At 63.6% G+C, this 21,900-nt stretch carries 20 protein-coding genes; 13 read left to right on the plus strand and 7 right to left on the minus strand.

The features are described 5' to 3' along the window. Positions 1–9 precede the first annotated feature (9 nt). The 4 genes from BUB23_RS13105 to BUB23_RS13120 all read left to right on the plus strand — a co-directional run bounded on the left by BUB23_RS13105 (position 10) and on the right by BUB23_RS13120 (position 3,758). A complete protein-coding gene (locus BUB23_RS13105) occupies positions 10–648 on the plus strand; it encodes a GntR family transcriptional regulator (protein WP_073103664.1) in 639 nt (212 codons plus the stop codon). Positions 649–721: 73 nt separating this feature from the next. Continuing rightward, positions 722–1,759 (plus strand): Bug family tripartite tricarboxylate transporter substrate binding protein, encoded by a 1,038-nt coding sequence (locus tag BUB23_RS13110; protein ID WP_245801262.1) that lies wholly within the window; start codon positions 722–724, stop codon positions 1,757–1,759. 25 nt (positions 1,760–1,784) lie between these two features. Continuing rightward, positions 1,785–2,846 (plus strand): isocitrate/isopropylmalate dehydrogenase family protein, encoded by a 1,062-nt coding sequence (locus tag BUB23_RS13115; protein WP_073103666.1) that lies wholly within the window; start codon positions 1,785–1,787, stop codon positions 2,844–2,846. A 60-nt stretch (positions 2,847–2,906) separates the two neighbouring features. Next, positions 2,907–3,758, plus strand: coding sequence for an amidohydrolase family protein (locus BUB23_RS13120; protein ID WP_245801263.1), 852 nt, complete (start codon positions 2,907–2,909; stop codon positions 3,756–3,758). Positions 3,759–3,780: 22 nt separating this feature from the next. On the opposite strand, the gene BUB23_RS13125 is transcribed toward BUB23_RS13120, so the two are convergent. Together BUB23_RS13125 and BUB23_RS13130 are read right to left on the minus strand one after the other, a co-directional pair. Beyond that, the gene (locus tag BUB23_RS13125) at positions 3,781–4,776 is read right to left on the minus strand and encodes a Bug family tripartite tricarboxylate transporter substrate binding protein (protein ID WP_245801264.1); all 996 of its coding nucleotides are present in this window, start codon (positions 4,774–4,776) and stop codon (positions 3,781–3,783) included. Then, the gene (locus BUB23_RS13130) at positions 4,769–6,064 is read right to left on the minus strand and encodes an amidase (RefSeq protein ID WP_084136009.1); all 1,296 of its coding nucleotides are present in this window, start codon (positions 6,062–6,064) and stop codon (positions 4,769–4,771) included. The genes BUB23_RS13125 and BUB23_RS13130 overlap by 8 nt, the downstream gene beginning before the upstream one ends. Before the next feature lie 114 nt (positions 6,065–6,178). On the opposite strand from BUB23_RS13130, the gene BUB23_RS13135 reads away from it, so the two are divergent. Next, complete coding sequence (locus BUB23_RS13135) at positions 6,179–7,093, plus strand: LysR substrate-binding domain-containing protein (protein WP_073103668.1); 915 nt, start codon at positions 6,179–6,181, stop codon at positions 7,091–7,093. 144 nt (positions 7,094–7,237) lie between these two features. Here BUB23_RS13135 and BUB23_RS13140 read toward each other — a convergent pair whose 3' ends face one another. Continuing rightward, positions 7,238–8,161, minus strand: coding sequence for a LysR substrate-binding domain-containing protein (locus tag BUB23_RS13140; RefSeq protein WP_073103670.1), 924 nt, complete (start codon positions 8,159–8,161; stop codon positions 7,238–7,240). Positions 8,162–8,473: 312 nt separating this feature from the next. Here BUB23_RS13140 and BUB23_RS13145 point away from each other — a divergent pair, with 312 nt between their 5' ends. The 6 genes from BUB23_RS13145 (at position 8,474) to BUB23_RS13170 (ending at position 15,368) form a co-directional block, all read left to right on the plus strand. Beyond that, positions 8,474–9,604 carry a mandelate racemase/muconate lactonizing enzyme family protein gene (locus BUB23_RS13145; RefSeq protein WP_073103672.1) on the plus strand — a complete coding sequence of 377 codons (1,131 nt, stop codon included), beginning with the start codon at positions 8,474–8,476 and terminating at the stop codon, positions 9,602–9,604. Then, positions 9,601–10,692 (plus strand): mandelate racemase/muconate lactonizing enzyme family protein, encoded by a 1,092-nt coding sequence (locus BUB23_RS13150; protein WP_073103674.1) that lies wholly within the window; start codon positions 9,601–9,603, stop codon positions 10,690–10,692. Before BUB23_RS13145 ends, BUB23_RS13150 begins: the two co-directional genes overlap by 4 nt. Positions 10,693–10,771: 79 nt before the next feature. Continuing rightward, positions 10,772–11,965, plus strand: coding sequence for an ABC transporter substrate-binding protein (locus tag BUB23_RS13155; protein ID WP_218598978.1), 1,194 nt, complete (start codon positions 10,772–10,774; stop codon positions 11,963–11,965). Positions 11,966–11,981: 16 nt separating this feature from the next. Further along, positions 11,982–12,839 (plus strand): branched-chain amino acid ABC transporter permease, encoded by an 858-nt coding sequence (locus BUB23_RS13160; RefSeq protein WP_073103676.1) that lies wholly within the window; start codon positions 11,982–11,984, stop codon positions 12,837–12,839. After that, a complete protein-coding gene (locus BUB23_RS13165) occupies positions 12,839–14,656 on the plus strand; it encodes a branched-chain amino acid ABC transporter ATP-binding protein/permease (RefSeq protein ID WP_218598980.1) in 1,818 nt (605 codons plus the stop codon). The genes BUB23_RS13160 and BUB23_RS13165 overlap by 1 nt, the downstream gene beginning before the upstream one ends. Further along, a complete protein-coding gene (locus BUB23_RS13170) occupies positions 14,637–15,368 on the plus strand; it encodes an ABC transporter ATP-binding protein (protein WP_073103678.1) in 732 nt (243 codons plus the stop codon). The genes BUB23_RS13165 and BUB23_RS13170 overlap by 20 nt, the downstream gene beginning before the upstream one ends. 55 nt (positions 15,369–15,423) lie before the next feature. Here BUB23_RS13170 and BUB23_RS13175 read toward each other — a convergent pair whose 3' ends face one another. After that, entirely contained in the window at positions 15,424–16,362 is a 939-nt protein-coding gene (locus BUB23_RS13175; protein WP_073103679.1) for a LysR family transcriptional regulator, read from the minus strand. 124 nt (positions 16,363–16,486) lie between these two features. Here BUB23_RS13175 and BUB23_RS13180 point away from each other — a divergent pair, with 124 nt between their 5' ends. Further along, on the plus strand, positions 16,487–18,040 hold the full coding sequence (locus tag BUB23_RS13180) for a CoA-acylating methylmalonate-semialdehyde dehydrogenase (protein ID WP_073103820.1): 1,554 nt from the start codon (positions 16,487–16,489) through the stop codon (positions 18,038–18,040). A gap of 59 nt (positions 18,041–18,099) precedes the next feature. On the opposite strand, the gene BUB23_RS13185 is transcribed toward BUB23_RS13180, so the two are convergent. From BUB23_RS13185 to BUB23_RS13195, 3 genes are all read right to left on the minus strand, one after another. Then, entirely contained in the window at positions 18,100–18,960 is an 861-nt protein-coding gene (locus BUB23_RS13185) for an HpcH/HpaI aldolase family protein (protein ID WP_073103680.1), read from the minus strand. Positions 18,961–19,000: 40 nt separating this feature from the next. Beyond that, a complete protein-coding gene (locus BUB23_RS13190; protein WP_073103682.1) occupies positions 19,001–19,738 on the minus strand; it encodes a PIG-L deacetylase family protein in 738 nt (245 codons plus the stop codon). Positions 19,739–19,880: 142 nt separating this feature from the next. Beyond that, positions 19,881–20,876 (minus strand): tripartite tricarboxylate transporter substrate binding protein, encoded by a 996-nt coding sequence (locus tag BUB23_RS13195; RefSeq protein WP_084136010.1) that lies wholly within the window; start codon positions 20,874–20,876, stop codon positions 19,881–19,883. A 102-nt stretch (positions 20,877–20,978) separates the two neighbouring features. Here BUB23_RS13195 and BUB23_RS13200 point away from each other — a divergent pair, with 102 nt between their 5' ends. After that, on the plus strand, positions 20,979–21,893 hold the full coding sequence (locus tag BUB23_RS13200; protein ID WP_084136011.1) for a LysR family transcriptional regulator: 915 nt from the start codon (positions 20,979–20,981) through the stop codon (positions 21,891–21,893). Positions 21,894–21,900: the final 7 nt, after the last annotated feature.

The raw sequence follows: 21,900 nt of genomic DNA on the forward strand, positions 1-21,900 counted from the left end.
AACCACGCCATGCCGATTTCCAAAAGCAATACGCAATTCCACAAGGCGTACAACGACATCAAGCAGAAGATACTCAGCGGTTTCTTTTCCGCCGATGATCGCCTGCGCGAAGTGGATGTCGCCAAGTTGATAGGCATGGGCCGCACGCCGGTGCGGGAAGCGCTCAAGCGCCTGGAGGACGAGCGCCTTCTTACCCATGAGCCCCGCCGCGGCCTGGTGGTGACCAAGATGGACCAGCAAGGGGTAACAGAGCTTTATGCCATGCGCGAGGTGCTGGAAGGCGCGGCCGCCGAATTCGCCGCGAGGCATGCCACCGAGGCGGAAATCGACAATATGGAATCGATATTGTCCGAGCACGACAAGCCGGGAGCGGATCCCGTCGCCTTGAACCTGGCGTTTCATGAAGCCATTTATGGCGCGGCTCACAACCAGCACCTCATCCGCACGCTGCAGTCTTCCACCGATACCACCTACCTGCTGGGCCGCAGCACCCTGGATTCCGCAAATCGGGCTCAAAAGGCGCTGATCGAGCATCAAGAAATATTGGCGGCCATCCGGAAAAGAGATCCCGAGGCGGCGAGCAAAGCCGCCAAGAAACATATACGCCAAGCCTTTCTGGAACGCCTGAAAATGCTGCGGGAACGATAGACAAGGCGCCGCCCGGCAGCGCTCGCCGCAGTGGGCGGGCCTGGGCGCATCCCTACAAAAAAGGAGTATGAATATGAACACGAGCCTGAGCGCAAGCCTCAAAACGTTCGAACAGCAGGATCTGAAAATGAGCAAGCGCGGTTTCCTGGGGCTGGGCTGCGCGGGAGCTTTGGCCGCCATGTTCGGGCCGCGGCTGGCGCATGCCCAGGCTGGCTATCCTTCGCGCCCTGTAAGCGTCATCGTCCCGTATGCGCCCGGCGGGCAAGGCGATGTCTTTGCGCGGTTCTTGTCGGAGCCGCTGGCGGCCAAACTCAAGCAGGCCGTGGTCGTCGAAAACCGCCCCGGCGCTTCCGGCATGCTGGGCACGCGCCTGATCATCCGCGACAAAGGGGACGGCTATCAATTGCTGTTGGGGCAGACTGGCGAGATAGCGATTAATCCCACCGTCAATAAAAACGCCGGCTACGACACGCTGAAGGACTTGGCCCCGATTGTATTGGCGGGCGATTCCCCGCTCGTGCTGATCGCCCCCCGGAACGCTCCCTACGATACGATCCAGGAGCTGATCGGCCTTGCCGATAAATCGCCGGAATCGGTATCCTATGCCTCATCCGGCACCGCGACTCCCGGCCATCTGGCCGCCGCGGCCCTGGCATTGGGCACAAAGACGAAAATGATCCATGTGCCTTATAAAGGCGCGGGGCAAGCCCTGACGGATGTCATCGGCGGACAGGTCAATTGCTTCTTTTCGAGCGCATCGGCGGCCATGGGCCACATCAAGTCAGGGTCCGTCAAAGCGCTGGCGGTGTCGTCGCTGGAACGGCTCAATTCCTTGCCCGATGTGCCTACCATCGCCGAAACGGTCTTGCCGGGATTCAACTTCAGTCTCTGGGGCGGCTACTTCGCTCCGAAGCGTACGCCGAAGGCCATCATCGAACGCTTGAACACGGAAATCAACGACATCCTGGAACGCCCCGAAGTCCGGGCTCGTTTCGAGGCTGACGGAGCGGCCGTGGCGCGCAACACGCCGGAGCAATTTAGCGAGTTCGTCAAGGCCGAGATCGCAAAATACCGCGACCTCATTGCCGCCGCCGACATTTCTCTCGAATAAACTTTAATCCTGTACGAAAATTCCAATGAAAATCATAGTTCTTCCCGGCGACGGTATCGGCCCAGAAACAATGGCGGCAACGGTTGAGGTGCTGGAAGCGGCATCGCGGCGTTTCAGTCTTGGCCTGGAACTCATCCCCGACGAGGCGGGCCACGACAGCCTGGCGCGGCATGGCGCAACCGTGACCGATGCCTTGCTGGACAAAGTGAAATCCGCGGATGGCCTCATGCTGGGGCCCATGGCGACTTACGACTTCAAGGACGAATCCAAGGGCGAAATCAATCCGTCCAAGTTCTTCCGGAAAAGCCTGGACCTTTATGCCAACATCCGGCCGGCCCGCACCTACAAGGGCATGGCGGCCCGCCTGGGCGAATTCGACCTTGTCGTGGTGCGCGAGAACACCGAGGGGTTCTATTCCGACCGCAACATCGAGTCGGGCAGCAGCGAAATGCTCATTACGCCGGACGTGGCCATTTCTTTACGCCGCATTACCAGGCAGTGCTGCGAGCGTATCGCGCGCTCGGCGTTCGAATTGGCCCGCACGCGCAACAAGCATGTCACCATTGTGCACAAGGCCAACGTATTGAAGATTGCCGATGGCATGTTCATCGATATCTGCCATGAAGTCGGGCGGGATTTCCCCGATGTCAGCATCGACGACTTCATTGTCGATGCGATGATGGCCCACGTGGTCCGGGCCCCGCAGCGTTTTGATGTCATCGTGACCACCAATATGTTCGGCGACATCCTGTCCGATCTCACCGCGGAGCTTTCCGGCAGCCTGGGGCTGGGCGGCTCGCTGAATGCGGGCGACAGGTATGCGATGGGACAGGCCGCGCACGGTTCCGCGCCCGATATCGCGGGGCGGAATATTGCCAACCCGTTTTCATTGGTATTGTCTGCCGCCATGCTGCTGAACTGGTATGGCCAGAAAAATCAAAAGCCTTCCTTCCTGGCCGCCGCCAAAGCCATTTTCGATGCCGTCGCAGCGGCCATCGAATCGGGCGAGGCAACGCGGGACGTGGGCGGCAAGCTGGGTACGCGCGAAACCGGCGCGGCGTTGGCCCAGCGCTTATCCGCTATTTAGGCTTGCCTGCCGGCCGCCCATACGCGCCGCGGACAGTCCCGCGGCAATGAGGAAACGTTGATGAAATTGCCTGCTCTGGCATGCGACTGCCATGTACACGTCATTGGCGACGAGGCTTCCTACCCCATGGCGCCGCAGCGGCACTATACGCCGGGACCCGCGGGCCATGATGACTTGCTCGCCCACATGGCGCGGCTCTCGCTCGAACGCGCGGTCCTGGTCCAGCCCAGCGTCTACGGTTTCGACAACCGCTGCATGCTCGACAGCCTGAAGCGTATGGGCGGCAGCGGCCGCGGTATCGCGGTGTTGCCCGAAACCGTCGACGAAGACGAACTGGCGCATCTGGCCGGCAACGGTGTCACGGGCATACGCATAAACCTGGAAAGCGCGTGCAATCGGGACGCCGGAGCCATGCGGGATGGGCTGGCACTATGGGCCGATCGCGTGGCGGACTTCGGCTGGCACATTCAGCTGTATGCCTCGTTCAACGTGATCGAAGCCGCGCTGGATTCGTTCAGGAACCTGCCGGTGCCCATCGTGCTCGACCATTTCGCCATGATACCGGCGGCCGCCGGCCTGAATGAGCCCGGCATACGGCGGCTGCTGCGCCAGTTGGGCGAGGGCAAGCTTTATGTGAAGCTGTCGGCGGCTTATCGGATTAGCGCTCGTCAGGACCAGCACAGGGTGCCCGGATTGGCGGCCGCGTTGATCGATGCCAATCCGGAACGGGTGGTATGGGGCAGCGACTGGCCGCACACCAGCCGCGATCCGGGAATAGCGGCAACCCAGGTGAGCGCCTATCGGCCCATCGGCGCGCAGGATCTTGCCGATGAACTGGGCGCATGGCTGGGCACGGAAGCCTTGGCGCATAGAGTGCTGGTCGACAATCCCGGCCGCCTGTACCGGTTCTGACGCGAGGCTTCGCCGCCCCCTGCTAGTTCATGCTGGCGCCAGCCCGCGCGACGGTTTCCTTCCATTGCTGGTATTCGGCTTCTTGCAATGCGGCAAGTTCAGCGGGGCCTTCGCTCATGACGGACATCCCCAAACCCTGGAAGAGCTTTTGCGTGTCGGGATCGGCCAAAGCCAACTGCGCCGACTTGTGCAATTTGTCGATAATAGGCTTTGGAGTCCCGGCGGGAGCATAAAGGGCCACCCACATTTCACTTCGGAAGTCCGGAACCTTTTCGCCAATCGCCGGGACGTCGGGGAGCACGTCTGCGCGTTTCGCGCTCGACACGCCCAAGGCCCGCAGCTTGCCCGCCCGGATATTTTCCAGCACTGACGACAGGCTGCCAAAGACAATAGGCACGCGTCCGCTCAAGACATCGGCCATCGCCGGCGCAACTCCGCGGTAAGGTATGTGCTCCATACGGGTGCCGAGGGCGTGCGTGAGCATCTCGGGGATGAGGTGGTTCAATGTGCCGCCCCCCGCGGATGCGTACTGGTACTCTCCGGGATTCTTCTTGATCAGCGCCAGGAATTCGTCGAGGTTTTTCGCTGGAAAGCCGGGATGGACGGCGAGCACATAGGGAACGACGCCCAGGCCCGCGATAGGCGCGAAATCGTTGATCGGATCGAAATTGGCATTCTTGAACACCCAGGGAACGATCAACTGGTTGCTGTTGGCCGTCACGAAAAGACTATATCCGTCGTTTTTTTCCCGCAGCATCGCCTGATTGCCAATGACGCCGCCGGCGCCAGGCTTGTTGCTGATCACGATCGCTTGTCCGAGAATCGACGACAGCTTCTCCGAAACGATACGCGCCACGATATCGGTTCCGCCTCCGGCCGCCGTCGGGGTCGTTACCGTAATAGGCCGCGCGGGGTAGTCCGACGCAACATCGGCATTGGCGGGCGCGGCCATGCAAAGGCCTGCGCTCGCGACCGCGACTGCCGCGGCCTTGCCTAGAATCTTTCTGGTGTCAATCACTGCGCTCTCCTTTAGGGTTTAACTTTTCTTCTATCGTTGCGGCCAGATCAAGCAGCCTGAAGTCGTGGTGCCAATTTGCAATGAGCTGCACGCCGATGGGTAGCCCGCCCGCGGCGACCGCTACCGGAAGATGCAGGCATGGCCAGCCCAGCACCGACCACATCTTGTTGAATGCCGGGGCGCCCGTATGGGCATGGCCTAGCGGTGCAGGGCCCGAGGCGCTGGGAGTGAGAATGAGGTCAGCGCCATCCGATAATTCATGCCAGGAGCCTCTGAGTTCCCGCTGGACGGCGCGCATTTCGAAATACAGGCTGTCCGGGACCGCAAATCCTTCCGCTACGTTGTTCAGAAGGGCAGGGCTCAATATGTGGCGGTCGTGGCGCACTACCGGGGCGAGGTTGCGTGCGAACTCGTATTTCATGATGGCGGCATGCGCTTGCGCCAGGAGATCGAGTTCCTTGCCCATGAAAATATCGGCGCACTGCGCTCCCCCGCGTTCTAGCGTTTGCTGTACATGCCGCAGCGCAGCGACCGCTTCCGCATCAGGCGACTGCGCGGCGCCGTGCAGCGTGATGGCGACCTTGAGGCTGCGAAAATCGCCGCTAACCATATTGGGCATCCGCGGCAGGAGCGCATGGGCGAATGCCTGTGCATAATCCACGGAAGCGGCATGCCAGCCGATGACGTCCAGCGATTCGCTCGTCAGTTTCAAGCCGTCCCGGCTCAGCAGTCCAAAAGATGGCTTGAAGCCCACTACACCGCAGTAGGCGGCGGGGCGGATGATGGAGCCGCCTGTCTGCGTGCTCAGGGCGGCCGGCACCATGCCTGCGGCCACGGCCGCGGCCGACCCGCTGGAAGAGCCCCCGGGCGTATGGGCGGGGTTCCACGGATTCCGCGTTGGCCCGGGATTGCGGAAGGCATATTCGGTCGTGACGGTTTTGCCGACAGGAATGCCTCCCGCCGCCCGCAATTGTTCGACGCACGCCGCGTCGTATCGCGCCAAGGGTTTGCCGGTTCCCGCCACGCCGCATTGCGTGGGCAATCCTCCGACATCGATCACATCCTTGACTCCAAACGGCAGCGCTCCAAGGGGTTTCGATGCGGCTTCCGATATGTCGCTTTCAAGCTCTTGCCCGGACTTCAATATCACCCATGCCCGCACATTCGGGTCTTTTTGCTTAATCGCCTCCAGGCTGTGGTGAAGGGCGAAATCCGGCGCGCTTTGGGACAGCGCTTTCCTGCCCGGAAAATACCCGGTCAGCCGTTCGAGGTCCTGCTCAGCTTTCATATCGACGCTGCCCTTTTTGCCGCGCTCGGATCAGCGCATCATGTTTACGTTCTAGGAAGCGCAAATGTTAAAGTGCATATTGATACCCGTCCAATACCATTTTTGGCAGAATTGATGACTATTTCGGAAATTATGAAGTTCGATGGACGCGCGCTGATCGCCTTTTGCGTATTGGCCGACGAATTGCACTTTGGCAGGGCTGCCTGTCGGCTCTCCGTCAGCCAGCCGCCGCTTAGCCGCCAGATCAAGCGGCTGGAAGAATGGGTGGGCACGCCCTTGTTCCTGCGCTCGACGCGGGCTGTGCGTTTGACGCCTGCAGGCATGGTCATGTACGAACAGGCTCGGCGGATATGCACTGATCTGGAAGCCATGCTCCAGGCAACTCGCCAGATAGCGCGGGGCGATGCCGGTTCCCTGTCCATCGGCATTACGCCAAGCGCTGCCAACTCGCCCCTGGTGGAGTCGCTTCATTCCTTCCGGCGCAGCCATCCCACCATAGAGCTGGATCTTCGCGAAATGGATTCGGTCGACATGACGGCAGCGCTGCTGGCACGGCAGCTCGATGTGGCGCTTATGCGGCCCATCGTCCAGAGCGACAGGATACGCACGGTAACTGTCTACGAAGAGGCTATCGTGCTGGTATCGAGGACAGATCATGTCTTTGCAGGCAAGGCCGCCACACTGGAAGAAATAGCGCGCCACCCTTTGATTGGCTATGACGAGGAGGTGTCTCCTTACTTTGCCGAAATGCTTCAAGGCTTGTTCGCCGAGGCGAACATAACGCCGAATATCGTTCAGAAAAGCAGGCTCCCTTCGATCCTGACGCTGGTCGAGGCAGGTGTCGGCCTGGCCATTGCTCCCGCGTCCATGGCCCGGGCACATACCGCATCCATGACATGCAGTTCGATCAGCGCCACGAACCTGCCCCGGGCGCAAGTCGTAGTCGCTGTTTCGCTGGAGGCATCAAATCCCGTCATTCACAGCTTTGTCGGCGCTTTGTTGGCTGGAGGCACTCCAGCCCGCTCGTGAGGCCCCCGCGCGCACGGCATAAGGCCTGCTGATCGGCTTGCTCCGTCATTTCCTGCTCCCGCCCGGCGCCGATTGCGAATGCGGTATTTCACGCTAGCGGCGTTCGTGTCCGCGATCTGCCGTGACCTTGGACAAGGCGATGGCCTAGCCCGTCGGCAAACGCTCGTTCAGCGCCACCGCGGTCTTCTTCAGCGCCGCGACGAACAATTGCGCGGGCCGCGACAGCGACGTGTTGTTTGGCAGCAGCAACTGCGCTTTCACCGGCGTGCGTGGCTCGTAGCGCACGGTGGCCACGCCCTGGTTGCGTCCCGTCAGCAGATAGAAGGGATCGATGATCGCCACGCCCGCGCCCGAGCGGGCGAGCGAATACGCGACGGCGGTGAGCGTCACTTCCAGCGCGATCTTGCGCTTGACGCCGGCCATCCGGTAGCTTTCTTCGACCAGCGCGCCCAGCGGCAGGTTTTTGTTGAACGAAATCAGCGGATAGGGCGCGAGATCCTGGGGCCTCAACACCGGCAGCCTGGCCAGCGGGGATTCTTCGGGCACCACGCACACCAGTTCGGCTTCGCACAAGTCTATCAATCGGCCCTCGATCATGCGGCCGTCCTCGCTCAACGGCGCCAGCACGATGCCGAAGTCCACGCGTTCCTGGAACACGTGGTCGGAGACGCTGACGTTGTCCGTGGCGATCACCGAGATCTGGATCTGCGGCCATTCCTCGCGGAACTTCACGCTGGTGGGTGTGAGCAGGTTTTCGGCGATCGTGGGCACGGTGGCGATCTGGATCGTGCCTTCGGTCAGCGTGCGCATGTCGCCCACCAGCCGGTTCACGCGCGCAATGCCATCGAAGAGGCGGTTCAGTTCGCCCATGATTTCCAGGGTTTCGCGCGTGGCTTGCAGGCGTCCGCGCTTGCGCACGAAGAAGGGGAAGCCGGCCTGCAGCGCGCACTCGCGCAACATCAGGCTGACGGCGGGCTGCGACACGCCCAGCGCCGACGCGGCCTCGCCTACGCTGCCATGCCGGCTGACGGCGCGTATGACCTCCATCTGGCGTACGGTCAAGTGCATGCGGTACTCCTTGGCTTTTCATGTACGGGCCGGGCTTGAGTGGACGGGCCGGGCTTGAGTGGACGGGCCGCGCCGAGCATAAGGCCAGCTTATCTTTATATTAGCCTGCTTCGATTGTTTTTGTCCCATGCAGCTTCTACACTGGCCTGCAGAAAAACATTGCATTGAAGCAATGCACCCCTCGGTCCTGAACCAGGAGGAGACTAGAGTGAAGAACGTCGCCACGGCTTTCCCCACCGCATTTTCCGCAGCTCCATCTGGCCGTCTGCCGGCGTCGGACGCAGGCGTCCGCAAAACCTGGAGTGTCTGCGCATGAATATCGTGTCGGTGGAATCGTCCGTGGTGTCCTTGCCGTTCGACATGGGAGGTCCGTACTGCCGTTTCGCCGGCAAGCTGTGGGACAGGCTCGAGATCCTGCTGGTCCGTGTGGAAACCGAGGATGGCCTGGTAGGGTGGGGCGAGGCCTTTGGCCACGCGTCCATACCCGCGACACGGGCGGCGCTGGACACCATCGTTGCGCCCCTGGCCATAGGGAAAGACGCCAGCGATATCCTGGCACTGACCCGCGAGGTATTGCATTCCACGCATCTGCTGGGGCGTAACGGAAATTTCGTGTATGCATGGTCCGGCATCGAGATCGCGCTTTGGGATCTCCTGGGCAAGCGCGCCGGCATGCCGGTGTACAGGCTGCTGGGCGGAAGCCGCCATCGCGAACTCGAAGCCTATTCCAGCCTGCTGGCATATGGCGTTGCGGAAATCGCGGCGCGCAATACGCTGGCCGCCGCGGATGCGGGCTATCGCTATATCAAGCTGCACGAAACCACGCGCGAGGCGCTGCTGCATTCGCAGCGGGCGGTGCAGGGCCGCGGCGTGCAGATCATGCTGGACGTGAATTGCCCCTGGGATGTGCCCACGGCGCTCGAGATGGCGCGGTCCATGCGCGATGACGGCATGTACTGGCTGGAAGAGCCCGTGTGGCCGCCCGAGGATGCCGATGGCCTGGCGCGTGTGCGCGAATGCGGCATACCGATAGCCGCCGGCGAGAACGTCGCGGGCGTGCATGGGTTCAAGGCCCTGATCCAGGCGGGCGCCATCGATATCGCGCAGCCCAGCGTCACCAAGCTGGGCGGCATAGGCGAAGCGATGAAGGTGGCTCAACTGTGCGCGGCGCACGGGCTGCGGGTCGTGCCCCATTCGCCGTATTTCGGTCCGGGCTTCATCGCCACCTTGCATATCGCGGCGGCATTGCCGCAGGCGCCGCTGGTCGAGGTGCTGTGGATGGATATGCAGGCGAATCCTTTCGCGCCCTATGTGCATGCGCGGGGGGGCAAGTTGCAGGTGCCGCAAGGCCCCGGGCTCGGCTGCGATCCCGATCCCGATGTGCTGGCGCGATACCGCGTCGGCGAAGTGCATTGCATTACGGGGCAGGAGGTCGCCGCATGAAGGTCGCGAAACTCGAAACCCGTCCCTTGGTCATCAGCCTGGAGCATCCGATACGCAGCGCGCTGGGGCCCATCGACACCTGCGGCGTGGTGCTGGTGCGATTGCATACGAGCGATGGCGTGGTGGGCGAGAACATGGTGTTCACGCTGAACGACCGGCGCACGCGCGTGCTGCACCAGATGGTGGATGAGTTGGCGGACTTGATCGTGGGCGAGGACGCGGGGCACATCGCCGGGTTCTGGAGCCGCGCATGGAAGGACCTGAATTTCTTCGGGCAAAAAGGCATACCCGTAATGGGAATATCCGCCATCGACGGCGCGTTATGGGATGCGGCGGGAAAGACCGCGGGCCTGCCGCTCTACCGCATGCTGGGCGGCGCGCAGGACCGCGTTCCCGCGTATCACAGCGGCGGGCTGTGGCTGCATCGCAGCATCGACGAACTGGCGCGCGATGCGCAGGAGATGGTGGAGGCGGGCTTCAAGGCGGTCAAGATGCGCCTAGGCCTTCCCGATCCGGCCGCCGACATGGAACGGGTCAAGGCCGTGCGCGACGCGATAGGCCCGCAAGTGAAGCTCATGGCTGATGCGAACCAGGGCCTGAATGAGGCGCAGGCGATACGGCTGGGCCGCATGCTCGAGGAATATCAACTGGCCTGGTTCGAAGAACCGCTGCCGGCCTGGGACCTGGAAGGGCTGGCGCGCGTGGCGCAGGCCTTGGACACGCCTATCGCCAGCGGTGAAACCGAATATGCGCGCTATGGCTTTCGGCGCATGATCGAATTGCGCAGCGCCGATGTGTTGATGCCGGATCTGCAGCGGGTCGGCGGCGTGTCGGAATACATGCGCGTGGGCCATATGGCCGCGGCGTACGACATACCGGTGTCCAGCCATCTGTTTCCCGAAATGAGCATTCAGGTGCTGGGCGCGCTGGAGAACGCAATGTTCCTGGAATACATGCCGTGGTTCTCGGATCTGTACCGGGAACGCCTGGAGATCCAGGACGGCATGGCTGTCGTGCCGCAGCGTCCGGGCTGGGGCTTCACCTTCGATCTGGACCGGATCGCGCACCTGGAGAAACGCGGCCGCTGATCCGGCGTCGCGTGATTTACCCGGCCACGCTCGGGCACGAGCGCGGGGCCGCTCAAACAGAAAACCAAAGGAGACAACCATGACCATATCTCGCCGTGACTTCGTATTGGGTTCCGCGGGAGCGCTGGGCGCTTCCGCGCTGGGTATTCCGGCGCTGTCCCTGGCCGCGAATGAAGATATCAAGATAGGCTGGCTGGCCGCGCTGACCGGCCCGAGCTCCGCGCCCGGCGTGGGGTTCAATCGCGGTGTGGAATTTGCCGCGCAGTCGATCAATGCCGCCGGCGGGGTCAAGGGCCGCAAGATCGTGATCGTGACGCGGGATACCCAGGGCGATCCCACGAAAGCCGTGAACGCCACCCAGGAAATGATCAATTCGCAAAAAGTTCAGGCGATCTGGGGGCCCACGAATTCGGGCGAATCGCTGGCCGTCACGCCCATCATGGCGCGCGCGAAGATACCTAACATTCATCCTTGCGTGATCGACAGCCTGGTCAACGTCGAGAAGTATCCAAATGCATTCCGGATCTCGCCGTCGAATTCGCAGTGGGACGACGCTTGCCGCAACTATTGCCTGAAGGTGCAGAAGCTGACGAAAATCGCCGTGATCGGCGACACGACCGGATATGGCGTGAGCGCGACCAAGACCTGCGTGGAGAACTTCAAGAAGGACGGCGCGCAGGTAGTGTATGCGTCGAACATCGACGCGACTCAGCCCGACATGTCGCCGGACCTGACGCGGGCGCGGGATGCGGGCGCGGAGGTGATCGTCGTCTGGAGCGTTTCCACGGGCATGGAGGCGCGGCTCTTCAACGCGCGCGCGCACATGGGTTGGGATGTCGCGTTCGCGGGCCACCCGTCCTTGGCGTCGGGCGAAATCCGGACCCTGATCGAGAAGCCCGAGAACTGGGACAAGGTCTACGCCGTGGGCTACAAGAGCGCGAGCTATGACGCCGACGGCAAGCTGCCCGCGCATTCGCAGGAATTCGTGGACAAGATCAAGGGCAAGGTCAGCCTGGAAGACACCTTGTACTGGTGGGTGTCGGCGGGCTATGACGCGATCGCGCTGGTGGCCAAGGCCATCGAAGCCACTGGCTCCACGCAGCCCAGGGACATCATCGAATACTGGAACGGGCTGAAGGCCTACCCGGGGTATTTTGGCAGCTACACCTATACGCCGGCCGAACACAACGGCTATCCCACGCAGGAAGTGGTCATGTCCGAAGCCAGGTCGGCGCGCAACGGCACGTTCGCCCTGGCGCCGGGTTACCAATAAGCAGGGGGATGCGGTCATGCTGGCTTCCATCATCAGTTCCGGTCTGGCGGTAGGCTCGGTCTACGCATTGATAGGCATTACCTACAACATCATGTACTCCACGTCGCGGGTCATGAGCTTCACGGCCGGGCAGTTGGGCATGCTGGGCGGGGTCTTCGGATCCCTGTTCATGCTGCGCATGGGCCTGCCCGGCCCCGTGGCCTTCGTGCTGACGCTGGCCTTGTGCGCGCTGGTCGGCGTGGTCACCGAGTACGTGGCGGTGCGGCCCGTGTTGAAAAGCCTGGACCAGCACTTGTACGTGCTGTCCACGCTGGCGCTGGCGCTGATGATCCAGCAGGTCACGGCGATCAAGTGGGGCACCGAGCCCCAGCCGTTTCCACGGCTGTTCGCCTTCGGGTCCGGACCGCTGGATGAGCGCTTCTGGTTGCCGGTGGCGGCGTGCATCGTAGTCGTGCTGGCGCTCGAGTTCGTTTACCGCCGCACCTTGATCGGATTGGCGTTCCTCGCCGTCGCGGAAAACAATTTCGCGGCGCGTTCCATTGGCTTGCCGGAACGCCGGCTGCGCGTCATCAGCTATGCGCTGGCGGGCGTCATCGGCGGCCTGGCGGGGTTTGCGGCGGGGCAGTTGATGCTCGCATTCTTCGCCAACGGCCCCTTGTTGAACTTCTACGGTTTCGTGCCGGTGGCGCTCGGCGGCCTGGGGAACAATCGCGGGGCCGTGCTGGGCGGGTTGGCGCTGGGCCTGTTTCAGCAGGCCGCGAATTTCACGGTGGGCGGCATCTTTGCGTCCATCGCGGTCTTCGTGCTGTTCATCGTGGTGCTGCTGGCCGTGCCGCAAGGCATCTTCGGTTCCAGCACCGCGCGGAGGGTCTGATGGTGGCGGACGCGAAATCCTATAGCCCGGCAGCGCGCGGCATCGACGGCCCCGCGCCTGTCCGCATGCCATCCTGGACCCGCGCCTTGCCCTTCATCGCGCTGCTTGCGGCGGCGCTCGCCTTGCCGGCGCTGGGCAACAACTATTGGACTGTGATCGCCACGCGCGCAGCCATCTATTGGGTGCTGGTATCGGGCTTGAACCTGATCGTTGGATATGCGGGCCAGTTGGCCATCGGCTATGTGGCGCTGCTGACGGTGGGCGCGTATACGGCAAGCGTGCTGGCGGCGGGCAATGTGTCCGCGGCCTGGGAGCCGTTTCCAGCGCTGATCGCGGCAGGCGTCGCGGGCGGCCTGTTCGGCCTGATCGTGGGCCTGCCGGCATTGCGGCTGCGCACCTTTTACTTCGCCATGGCGACGCTGGGCTTCGCGACCATCGTTACGCAGATCGCGCTGGCCTGGCAGCCCGTGACCGGCGGCGGCATAGGCGTGCCCGGCCCGGCATTGCCCGCGCCGTTCGATTCCGACATGGGCTTGTACTATCTATGCCTGGGTATCGCCGCGGTGGCCACGATACTGACGGCGAACATCGCGCACAGCCGCTTTGGCCGCGGCCTGATCGCGATACGCGACGCGGAAGTCGCGGCGGAAGCCTGCGGCATATCCAAGGTGAAGCTGCTGTCGACTATCTTCATCCTGGCCGGCGTGCTGGCGGGCGTGGCGGGCGGTCTGTTCAGCTCCCTGCAGACCTACATTACGCCGGAAGCCTTTACGTTCGAGCTGTCGGTACTGTTCTTCATTTCCATCCTGATCGGCGGGCGCAGTTCGATACTGGGCCCGCTGCTCGGCACGCTGATCCTGACCGCGCTGCCGGAGATTGCCGCGCCCTTGGCCGCCTGGTCCAACTTCCTGTATGCGTTCCTGCTGCTGGTAATCGTGCTGGCCATGCCGGGCGGGATAGCGTCGCTGCTGGATTTCGGCGGACGCAGTCCCTTGCCCGCCAATCGCCGCATCGTGCCGGAGCCGGCGGCGCTGCGCGAAGTGCTTGCCGGCGTGCCGGGCGGCGGCCATATTTCCCTGGAGAACCTGCATCTGTCGTTTGGCGGCGTCAAAGCGATCAACGGCCTGGACATGGACATACGCGCCGGACAGGTGCATGGTTTGATCGGGCCGAACGGCAGCGGCAAGACGACGACCTTGAATGTCATCTCGGGCTACTACCGTCCGCAGATGGGCCATATGCAGGAGAACGGCGCCGTGCTGCCGGTGGGTGAACCCTTGGGCCGCGCGCGCCGCGGGTTTGCGCGCACATTCCAGACGCCGCGCATCATCGGCGACACCTCGGTCCTCAAGAACGTGATGGCCGGCGGCTATACCCGCGCCCAGGGCTCTTTCATGGAAGCGCTTTTTCAGCTGGGCCGGCACCGCCGCGACGAGCGCAGCTTGCGCGCCGCGGCCGAGCTTGCGCTGAGGGCCGTGGGCCTTTCCCGCATGGCGCAGGTGCGCGCCGACCGCCTGCAGCACAGCGAGCTGCGCTTCCTGGAACTGGCGCGCGCGCTCATGCTGCGGCCCGCGTATCTGCTGCTGGATGAGCCCGCGGCGGGGCTGACCGGCGAGGAAATCAAGCGGCTGGGCGAGATCATCAAGGAGATCAGCCGTTGCGGCACCGCGGTGCTGCTGGTGGAGCACCATGCCGACCTGATCTTCGATATTTGCGATCACGTCACGGTACTGAACCTGGGATCCGTGCTGGCTAGCGGTACGCCGGCGGAAATCCGCAAGCACAAGGAGGTGGTGAGTGCATACCTCGGCGCCTGAAAACCTGTTGCAGGCGCAGGGCCTGGAGGCCGGCTACGGCAAGATCCGGATCCTGCACAATGTGGACTTGGCCGTGCGGCCCGGCGAAATCGTCGCCTTGCTGGGGCCTAACGGCGCAGGCAAGAGCACGCTGATGCGCGCGCTGTCGGGCCTGTTGCCCTGGACCGCGGGCGACGTGCTGTTCGACGGCAAGAGCCTGCGCGGCGGCACGCCGCGCGATGCGGCTCAAGCGGGCCTGGTGCATGTGATCGAGGGCCATCATGTGTTCACGCAGTTGTCGGTGCAGGACAACCTGTCGCTGGCAGGCTACGACGTGCGCAAACATGAGCGCGAGGAGCGCATCCGCGACGCCTTGGCGTTTTTCCCCGAAATCGAGGAAAAACGCCACGAACGCGCCGGCGCATTGAGCGGCGGCCAGCAGCAGATGCTGGTCGTGGCGCAGGGCCTGGTCAAGCGGCCGCGCTTGCTGATTCTGGATGAACCGTCCGCCGGCCTGTCGCCGGTGCTTGTGGACCGCGTGTTCGAGGTGGCGGCGCGTCTGCGCGATGGCGGCACGTCGGTGCTGCTGGTGGAGCAGTTGGTCGAGAAGGCCCTGGCCCTGGCGGATCGTCTCTACGCCATGGCGCACGGGGAAATCGTATTGCAGGCGGACACGAAAGAACCGGACCTGCAGCGCCGCCTGGAAGAGGCGTATTTCGGACAGCATGCATGATGCCCTTGGCGTATCCCGGCCCGCGGGCGGGTTCGCCGGCCCGGCGCTTTGGCCGCTAGCGCCGGTTCATGGCGCCGCCCTGCAGCTCGTCCTTCAAGTGCTCGACGAAAGCCCGGACGGCGCGCGGAACATAGGCGCTGTAGGGCCGGATCGCGTAAATGGCCTCGCCAAATGCGCCTACGGGTTTCCAATCGGGCAACAGGTGCACCAGGCGCTTTGCCGCGACGTCCTCCTGGGCCGTAAAGTCGGGCAGCAGCGCTATGCCTTGACCGGCCATCACCACGCCCCGCAGGGCTTCGCTGTTGTTGGCGCAGAAATTGCCGCGTACCGCCACGCTGTGGCGGTCGGTGTCGCGCTCCGCCGGAACGAAGCTCCATGCGGGCAAGGCCGCCGAACGCAGATAATACAGGCAGTTGTGCGCAGCCAGATCGTCCGGAGTTTTGGGGACGCCGCGCTTTTCCAGATAGGCGGGGGCGGCGACCAGCAAGGTCCGGGAGGGCCGCAGCAGCCATGCCACATGGGTTTCCGGCACGCTGCTGGTATGGCGTATGGCAAGGTCGAAGCCTTCTTGGGCCAGGGAACTCAGGTGGTCCGATAGTTCGATTTCGATGCGCACATCGGGGCAGGCTTCCAGAAACTTGCCGATCAGGGGAATGATCTGCTGCCGGCCCAGGGCGACCGGCGCCGTGACGCGCACCACGCCCCTGGGAATTTCGGCAAGATCGAGAATATTGTCGAAGCCGCGCTCGATGGCGGCGTAAGCCTGCTCGGTGCCGTCCACGAGGGCCTGGCCGGCTTGCGTCAGCCGCACGCTGCGCGTGGTGCGCCGCACCAGCGACACACCCGAGACCTGCTCGAGTTCGGCGATGCGCTGGCTCACCGCGCCCTTGCTTACCCCCAGGCGCCTGGCGGCGGCGGTATAGCTGCCCGCCGCGCCCAGCATGCCCAGCCAGTAAATATGCGACCACGGCAATTCCGTCTTGCGTTCCTTCATGGTTTTTCCGTCCTCTGTCATGCATTGTCTATTAAATTAAACAATGTATCCAGTGTTTTGGGCTTGTGGCGGTCCATCCCGCTGCCTATACTTTTTGCATCGGAACCACTTGAAGGACATGACGATGAAAGATCAGCAATCCAGTGCCGACCCAGGCCAGGCCAATACACAGGCTGCTTATACTGACGAAAATGACGTCGTGAATTTTATCGGCGGCCAGGTCCGCGCCAGCAGCGGCGACCGCAAGCAAGCCGTTTTCAATCCGTCCACGGGGGAGGTCGCCCGGCATGTCGCGCTGTCGGCCCTCGATGACGTGAACGCGGCGGTGGCCGCCGCCAAAGCGGCTGCGCATGCCTGGGCGGACACCCCGCCAGTGCGGCGCGCGCGCATCATGCATCAGTTTCTCCGCTTGATGAACGAGAACACCGACACGCTGGCGGCGATGATTACCGCCGAGCATGGCAAAGTATTTACCGATGCGCAAGGCGAAGTGGCGCGCGGGATCGACGTCATTGAATTCGCCTGCGGCATTCCCCAATTGCTCAAGGGCGACTATACCGAGCAGGTCGCCAAGGGCATCGACAACTGGACCATGCGCCAGCCCCTGGGCGTGGTCGCGGGCATCACGCCCTTCAATTTTCCCTGCATGGTGCCTTGCTGGATGTTCCCCGTCGCCATCGCCGCCGGCAATACTTTCATCCTCAAGCCCAGCGAACGCGACCCGAGCGTTTCTATCCTGATGGCCCAGCTGTTCAAGGAAGCCGGCCTGCCCGATGGGGTATTCAATGTCGTCCAGGGCGATAAGGTGGTTGTGGACGCCTTGCTCGAGCACGCGGACGTGGCGGCCTTGAGCTTCGTTGGCTCGACCCCTATCGCCCAATACATCTACGAACGCGGCGCGCACTTCGGAAAACGCGTGCAGGCCCTGGGCGGCGCGAAGAACCATATGGTCATCATGCCCGATGCCGATATCGAACGCACCGTCGATGCCCTCGTCGGCGCCGCTTACGGTTCGGCGGGCGAACGCTGCATGGCGATTTCCGTTGCGGTGCTGGTGGGCGATGTCGGCAGGAAGATCGTGCCCGCCCTGCAAGACCGGACCAAAGCGCTCAAGATCAGGGACGGCATGGATCTGGACGCGGAAATGGGGCCGGTGGTGACCAAAGAAGCATTGCTGCGCATAGAAAACTATATCGCCGCCGGCGTGGATGAGGGCGCCGAGCTGTTGGTCGACGGCCGCGGCTATAAGGTCGCGGGCCGCGAAAATGGCTTTTATGTCGGCGGCACCCTGTTCGACAAGGTCACGCCCGGCATGAGGATATACAAAGAGGAAATATTCGGCCCGGTACTGGTCTGCATCCATGTGGACGACCTGGGCGCCGCCATCGACCTCGTCAATAATCATGAATTCGGCAATGGGGTATCGTGCTTTACCAGCGATGGCCACACGGCCCGCGAGTTTTCACGCCGCATCCAGGTCGGCATGGTGGGCGTGAACGTGCCCATACCGGTCCCGATGTCCTGGCACGGTTTTGGCGGCTGGAAGCGCAGCCTGTTCGGCGACATGCATTCCTACGGCGAAGAGGGCGTCCGCTTCTACACCAAGCAGAAGTCCATCATGCAGCGCTGGCCGGAAAGCATCAACAAGGGAAATGAATTCAACATGCCGACCATGTAAGGCGTCTTGCCGAATTGCCATCGCCGCCGCGACCGGCCGCCCGGGCCGGTCGCGCGGGGTCAGCGGCCGGCGGCGCTGCGGCCTTTCTCGAGCGCCGTGAACGAGAAAGTGGGCGTGGGCATCAGCCAGCGGAAGCCCCGCGCCACTTCCTGCTCGATATTGCCGGCATTCACATGCGGGTGGCCGCAAGCCACGTTGTTGACCTTGCAGATCGCCAGGATTTCCGCCACCGCCGAAGCCACGGCGGGATGATCGTATTGCCGCGGAAAGCCCAGTTCCTGCGACAGGTCGCCCAGGCCTATCAGCACCACCCCGATCCCCGGCACCTGCTGCAGCATGTCGGGCAGGTTGCGGATGGCCTTGACCTCTTCGCACATGATGCCCACCAGGATCTCCCCCTTCGGGTTGAGCGGCCACACGTCGGCCCGCTCATAGTATTCCTGCTGAGTCAGGCCCCAGTAGCCGGGCGCGAACTTGGGGCCGTCGCCGCGCTGGCCGGCCGGTTCGAAGGCGGGCGCCGTGGACGGGCGAGGATAGCGGCAGGCGGCCACCGCATTGCGCGCCTCCTCCACCGTGCTCACGTGCGGCCAGATGACGCCGTATACGCCCAGGTCCAGCACCTGCTTGGCGAGGAACTGATTCATCTCGCTGCCATTGGCGGGAATGCGGGCGAACGGCGTCACTTTCGGCGCGAGGCTGCCGCTGGCGGCGATCTGCCGCCGGTCGAGCATGAACTGCATGGTGTCCTGCAGCGCACGGATGTCGTAGGGGCTGTGCTCCAGCTCGAACACCAGCGCGTCGTACGGCGCGGCGTTATAAGCGCGCACCATGTCCAGCTCGGGCGGAACGAAGGTGGTGAAGGCGGCCTGGCCTTGTTCCAGGGCGCGGATGACGCCGTTGAGGCGGGGAATGTCGGTCATGTGGGTTTCCTGTGGGTGGAGGGTAGGGCGTCGGCGGGCTTCAGGTCGGCAGTTCGTTCACGGTGGAGGGGAAGAGGCGCTGGAACGCCTCCGCATACTTCGGACGGCCGCGCGCCACAGCGCCGCGCTGGATCGCCATGTTGCGGTAGTAGTCCCACATCAGCGGCTGGCTGGGTATGCACTGGATGGCCGCCCACTTCTTCTCCCACACGCTGGTGATGTCCAGCAAAGTGTCGGGCTTGAAACTGCACAGTTCGGACTGATGCGGCTCGAACGAATAGACCTGCGGCGCGCCGATGGTCATGCCGTGCAGATGCGGCGCGCCGATGGCGGTGCCGCCGCTGCGGCCCACAGCCTGGGAACTCATGCGCGCCTCGAGGGCGAAGCGCGCCGCCACTTCGTGGTCGATGTTGCCCGGATCGTCGCGCGTGTGAGTGAGGATGACGTCGGCCTGGAGGTCGCGCAGGATGGCCACCGCGCGGTCGAGCATGGCCTCGTCGGTGTGCAGGCAGTAGTCGTCGCCGTCGAAGAAATGGATGTCGGCGCCCAGCACTTTGGCGGCCTTCTCGGCCTCGATCTTGCGCATCTCGCGGGCGCGGGGCTGCGTCATGCCGGGCTCCGCAAACAGTTTGGCGGCCTCGCCGCGCTCGCCGTAGCTCAGGCAGATGACGCTGACGCGCCAGCCCAGTTCGGCATGCAGCGCGATCGCGCCTGCGCAGCGCCAGACATAGTCGCCGGTGTGGGCGGCAATGACGACGAGGGATTTTTTCTTGTCCACGGTGGTTTCCTTGGGGGTGAAGAGGGTGAATCAAAGCGCGGCGCCGGCTGCCATGCCGTCCCGCGCGGTAGGGCCGCGCTGCCCGCGCGCCTGCGGCTTGCCGGAGAAGCCGGTGGCCGCCATGGCGGACAGCTTGGCGGTATCAGTTCCCGATGGTGATGTTGGCGTCGGTCACGATTTGCTTGGACACGGCCATCTCCTTGTCGAAGAACTTGGCGACCTGGTCCAGGCTCAGGTGAGCGGTCACGCCCCCGAGCTGGCGCGCCCGCTCTTTGACATCGGGCAGCGACAGCGCCTTGTCGATCTCGTCATGCAGCCGTTGCACGATGTCGGGCGGCGTGGCGGCCGGCACGAAGACACCGTGCCACTGCACCAGGTCGATCTGGTATTTGGGGTCGCCCAGCTCCTTGGTGGTGGGCACGCCGGGCAGCACGTCCAGGCGGGAATCTCCCGTAATCGCCAGCGCCTTGAGCCGGCCCGCGCTCACGGGCTGCGCGGCCGCCGGCGCGCTGCAGAACGTCACGTCCGTTTCTCCCGATATGACCGACATGATGGAAGGCGCGCAGCCTTTGTACGGGATGTTCATCGCGCGCATGCCGGTGGCGAGGCGGAAGCTTTCCGACGCTAGCAGATTCGAGGTGCCGCCGGTGGCCAGATTGAGGCCGTCCGGCTGCTTCCTGGAATAGGCCACCAGATCGGCAACCGTCTTCACCGGCAGCTTGGGATTGATCAGGATCACGTAAGGCAGCAGCGTCGTCAGGGAGATGGGCTTCAAGTCCTCGGCCTTGTACGGCATGCTGGAGCGCGTGGCGGGATTGACGGCCACGTTCGCGGCCGCCACCAGTATCATGTAGCCGTCGGGGGGCGCGTTGGCCACCACGGCGGCCCCTATCATTTCCTCCCCGCCCGGCTTGTTCTCCACGATCACGCTGACCTTGAGCGCCTCGGTGAGCTTCTGCGCCAGGGTGCGGGCCATCAAATCTGTCCCGCCGCCGGGGGCGGACGGCACGACGATGCGGATGGGACGGCTGGGCCAGTCGGCGGCGGATGCGGCGCCCGCCGCGGTGGCCAGCAGCACGGCGGCGGCGGCGAGCGACGCGCGGCGCCACGGCAGGAATACGGATTTTGGGCTTTTCACTGATGTCTCCCATTGTAGTTAGTAGTGTTTGAATGGGATTCTATCGATTCGGCGATGAAAGGAAAAGCGAATTTTTATGCCGTATTATGATAGTCTTTGCTTATGATAAACGCCACGCTCAATCAACTGCGCGCTTTCCGCGCCATCGTGCAAACGGGCAGCTTCCGCGCCGCCGGGGGCCTGCTGCACCTGAGCCAGCCCAGTGTTTCGCAGCGCGTGCGCGAGCTCGAGTCGGAGCTTGGCGTCGTGCTGTTCGTGCGCAACGGCCCCAAGATCTCGCTGACGGCCGAAGGCCATGCGCTGATCGGCTTCGCCGAGCGCATGCTCGACACCTCGGACGAAATGGCCGAACGCTTTCGCTCCGGCGACCCGCTGCGCGGCACCTTGCGCATCGGGCTGTCCGAGAACTTCGCGCTGATCTGCCTGGGCGAGCTGCTGCGCCGCGTCGAGCAGAAGTACCCGGCCATCAAGGCCTCGATGTTCATCGGCGATTCGGGCGAGCTCAGCCGCAAGCTGCAGGATCGCGAACTGGACGTGGCCATCGTCGCGCAGGCGGCGGTTCCCCCCTACGTATCGCAGGAGCCGGTGGGCTACAGCCAATTGGGATGGTTCGCCTCGCCGGGCCTGAACGCCGGCCCCCATGCGCTCACGCCGGCCGACATTGCCCAGCATCACCTGGTGATCGCGCCCCAGTCATCGCGCATGTACACCACCGTCGGAAACTGGTTCTCCGCCGCCGGGGTGACGCCCGCGCGCGTGAGCACCTGCAACAACGTGATGGTCACCCTGCAGGCTGTGCGCAGCGGCGTGGCCCTTGGTCTGCTGCCGATCCGCGTGGCCGAGGACGACCGGCTCGAAGGCAAGGTGAAGCTGCTGAAGGTCGCGCCGCGCATCCCGGCGCACAGCATCTCCATCTGCCACCAGGCCAGCGAAGCGGGCGAGGGGCTGCACGCGTTCATCCGCATGCTCAAGGAAGTGATCGCGGACCACCGGGTGTTCTCGGCGGCGGCAAGCTGAAGCGGCT

The organism is Pollutimonas bauzanensis, assembly GCF_900129885.1.
Taxonomy (GTDB): Bacteria; Pseudomonadota; Gammaproteobacteria; order Burkholderiales; family Burkholderiaceae_B; genus Pollutimonas; species Pollutimonas bauzanensis.

Coding starts and splice junctions, on each gene's coding strand:
- BUB23_RS13105 (WP_073103664.1), top strand. CDS start 10: ATGCCGATTTCCAAAAGCAATACGCAATTCCACAAGGCGTACAACGAC.
- BUB23_RS13110 (WP_245801262.1), top strand. CDS start 722: ATGAACACGAGCCTGAGCGCAAGCCTCAAAACGTTCGAACAGCAGGAT.
- BUB23_RS13115 (WP_073103666.1), top strand. CDS start 1,785: ATGAAAATCATAGTTCTTCCCGGCGACGGTATCGGCCCAGAAACAATG.
- BUB23_RS13120 (WP_245801263.1), top strand. CDS start 2,907: ATGAAATTGCCTGCTCTGGCATGCGACTGCCATGTACACGTCATTGGC.
- BUB23_RS13130 (WP_084136009.1), bottom strand. CDS start 6,064: ATGAAAGCTGAGCAGGACCTCGAACGGCTGACCGGGTATTTTCCGGGC.
- BUB23_RS13135 (WP_073103668.1), top strand. CDS start 6,179: ATGACTATTTCGGAAATTATGAAGTTCGATGGACGCGCGCTGATCGCC.
- BUB23_RS13140 (WP_073103670.1), bottom strand. CDS start 8,161: ATGCACTTGACCGTACGCCAGATGGAGGTCATACGCGCCGTCAGCCGG.
- BUB23_RS13145 (WP_073103672.1), top strand. CDS start 8,474: ATGAATATCGTGTCGGTGGAATCGTCCGTGGTGTCCTTGCCGTTCGAC.
- BUB23_RS13150 (WP_073103674.1), top strand. CDS start 9,601: ATGAAGGTCGCGAAACTCGAAACCCGTCCCTTGGTCATCAGCCTGGAG.
- BUB23_RS13155 (WP_218598978.1), top strand. CDS start 10,772: ATGACCATATCTCGCCGTGACTTCGTATTGGGTTCCGCGGGAGCGCTG.
- BUB23_RS13160 (WP_073103676.1), top strand. CDS start 11,982: ATGCTGGCTTCCATCATCAGTTCCGGTCTGGCGGTAGGCTCGGTCTAC.
- BUB23_RS13165 (WP_218598980.1), top strand. CDS start 12,839: ATGGTGGCGGACGCGAAATCCTATAGCCCGGCAGCGCGCGGCATCGAC.
- BUB23_RS13175 (WP_073103679.1), bottom strand. CDS start 16,362: ATGAAGGAACGCAAGACGGAATTGCCGTGGTCGCATATTTACTGGCTG.
- BUB23_RS13180 (WP_073103820.1), top strand. CDS start 16,487: ATGAAAGATCAGCAATCCAGTGCCGACCCAGGCCAGGCCAATACACAG.
- BUB23_RS13185 (WP_073103680.1), bottom strand. CDS start 18,960: ATGACCGACATTCCCCGCCTCAACGGCGTCATCCGCGCCCTGGAACAA.
- BUB23_RS13200 (WP_084136011.1), top strand. CDS start 20,979: ATGATAAACGCCACGCTCAATCAACTGCGCGCTTTCCGCGCCATCGTG.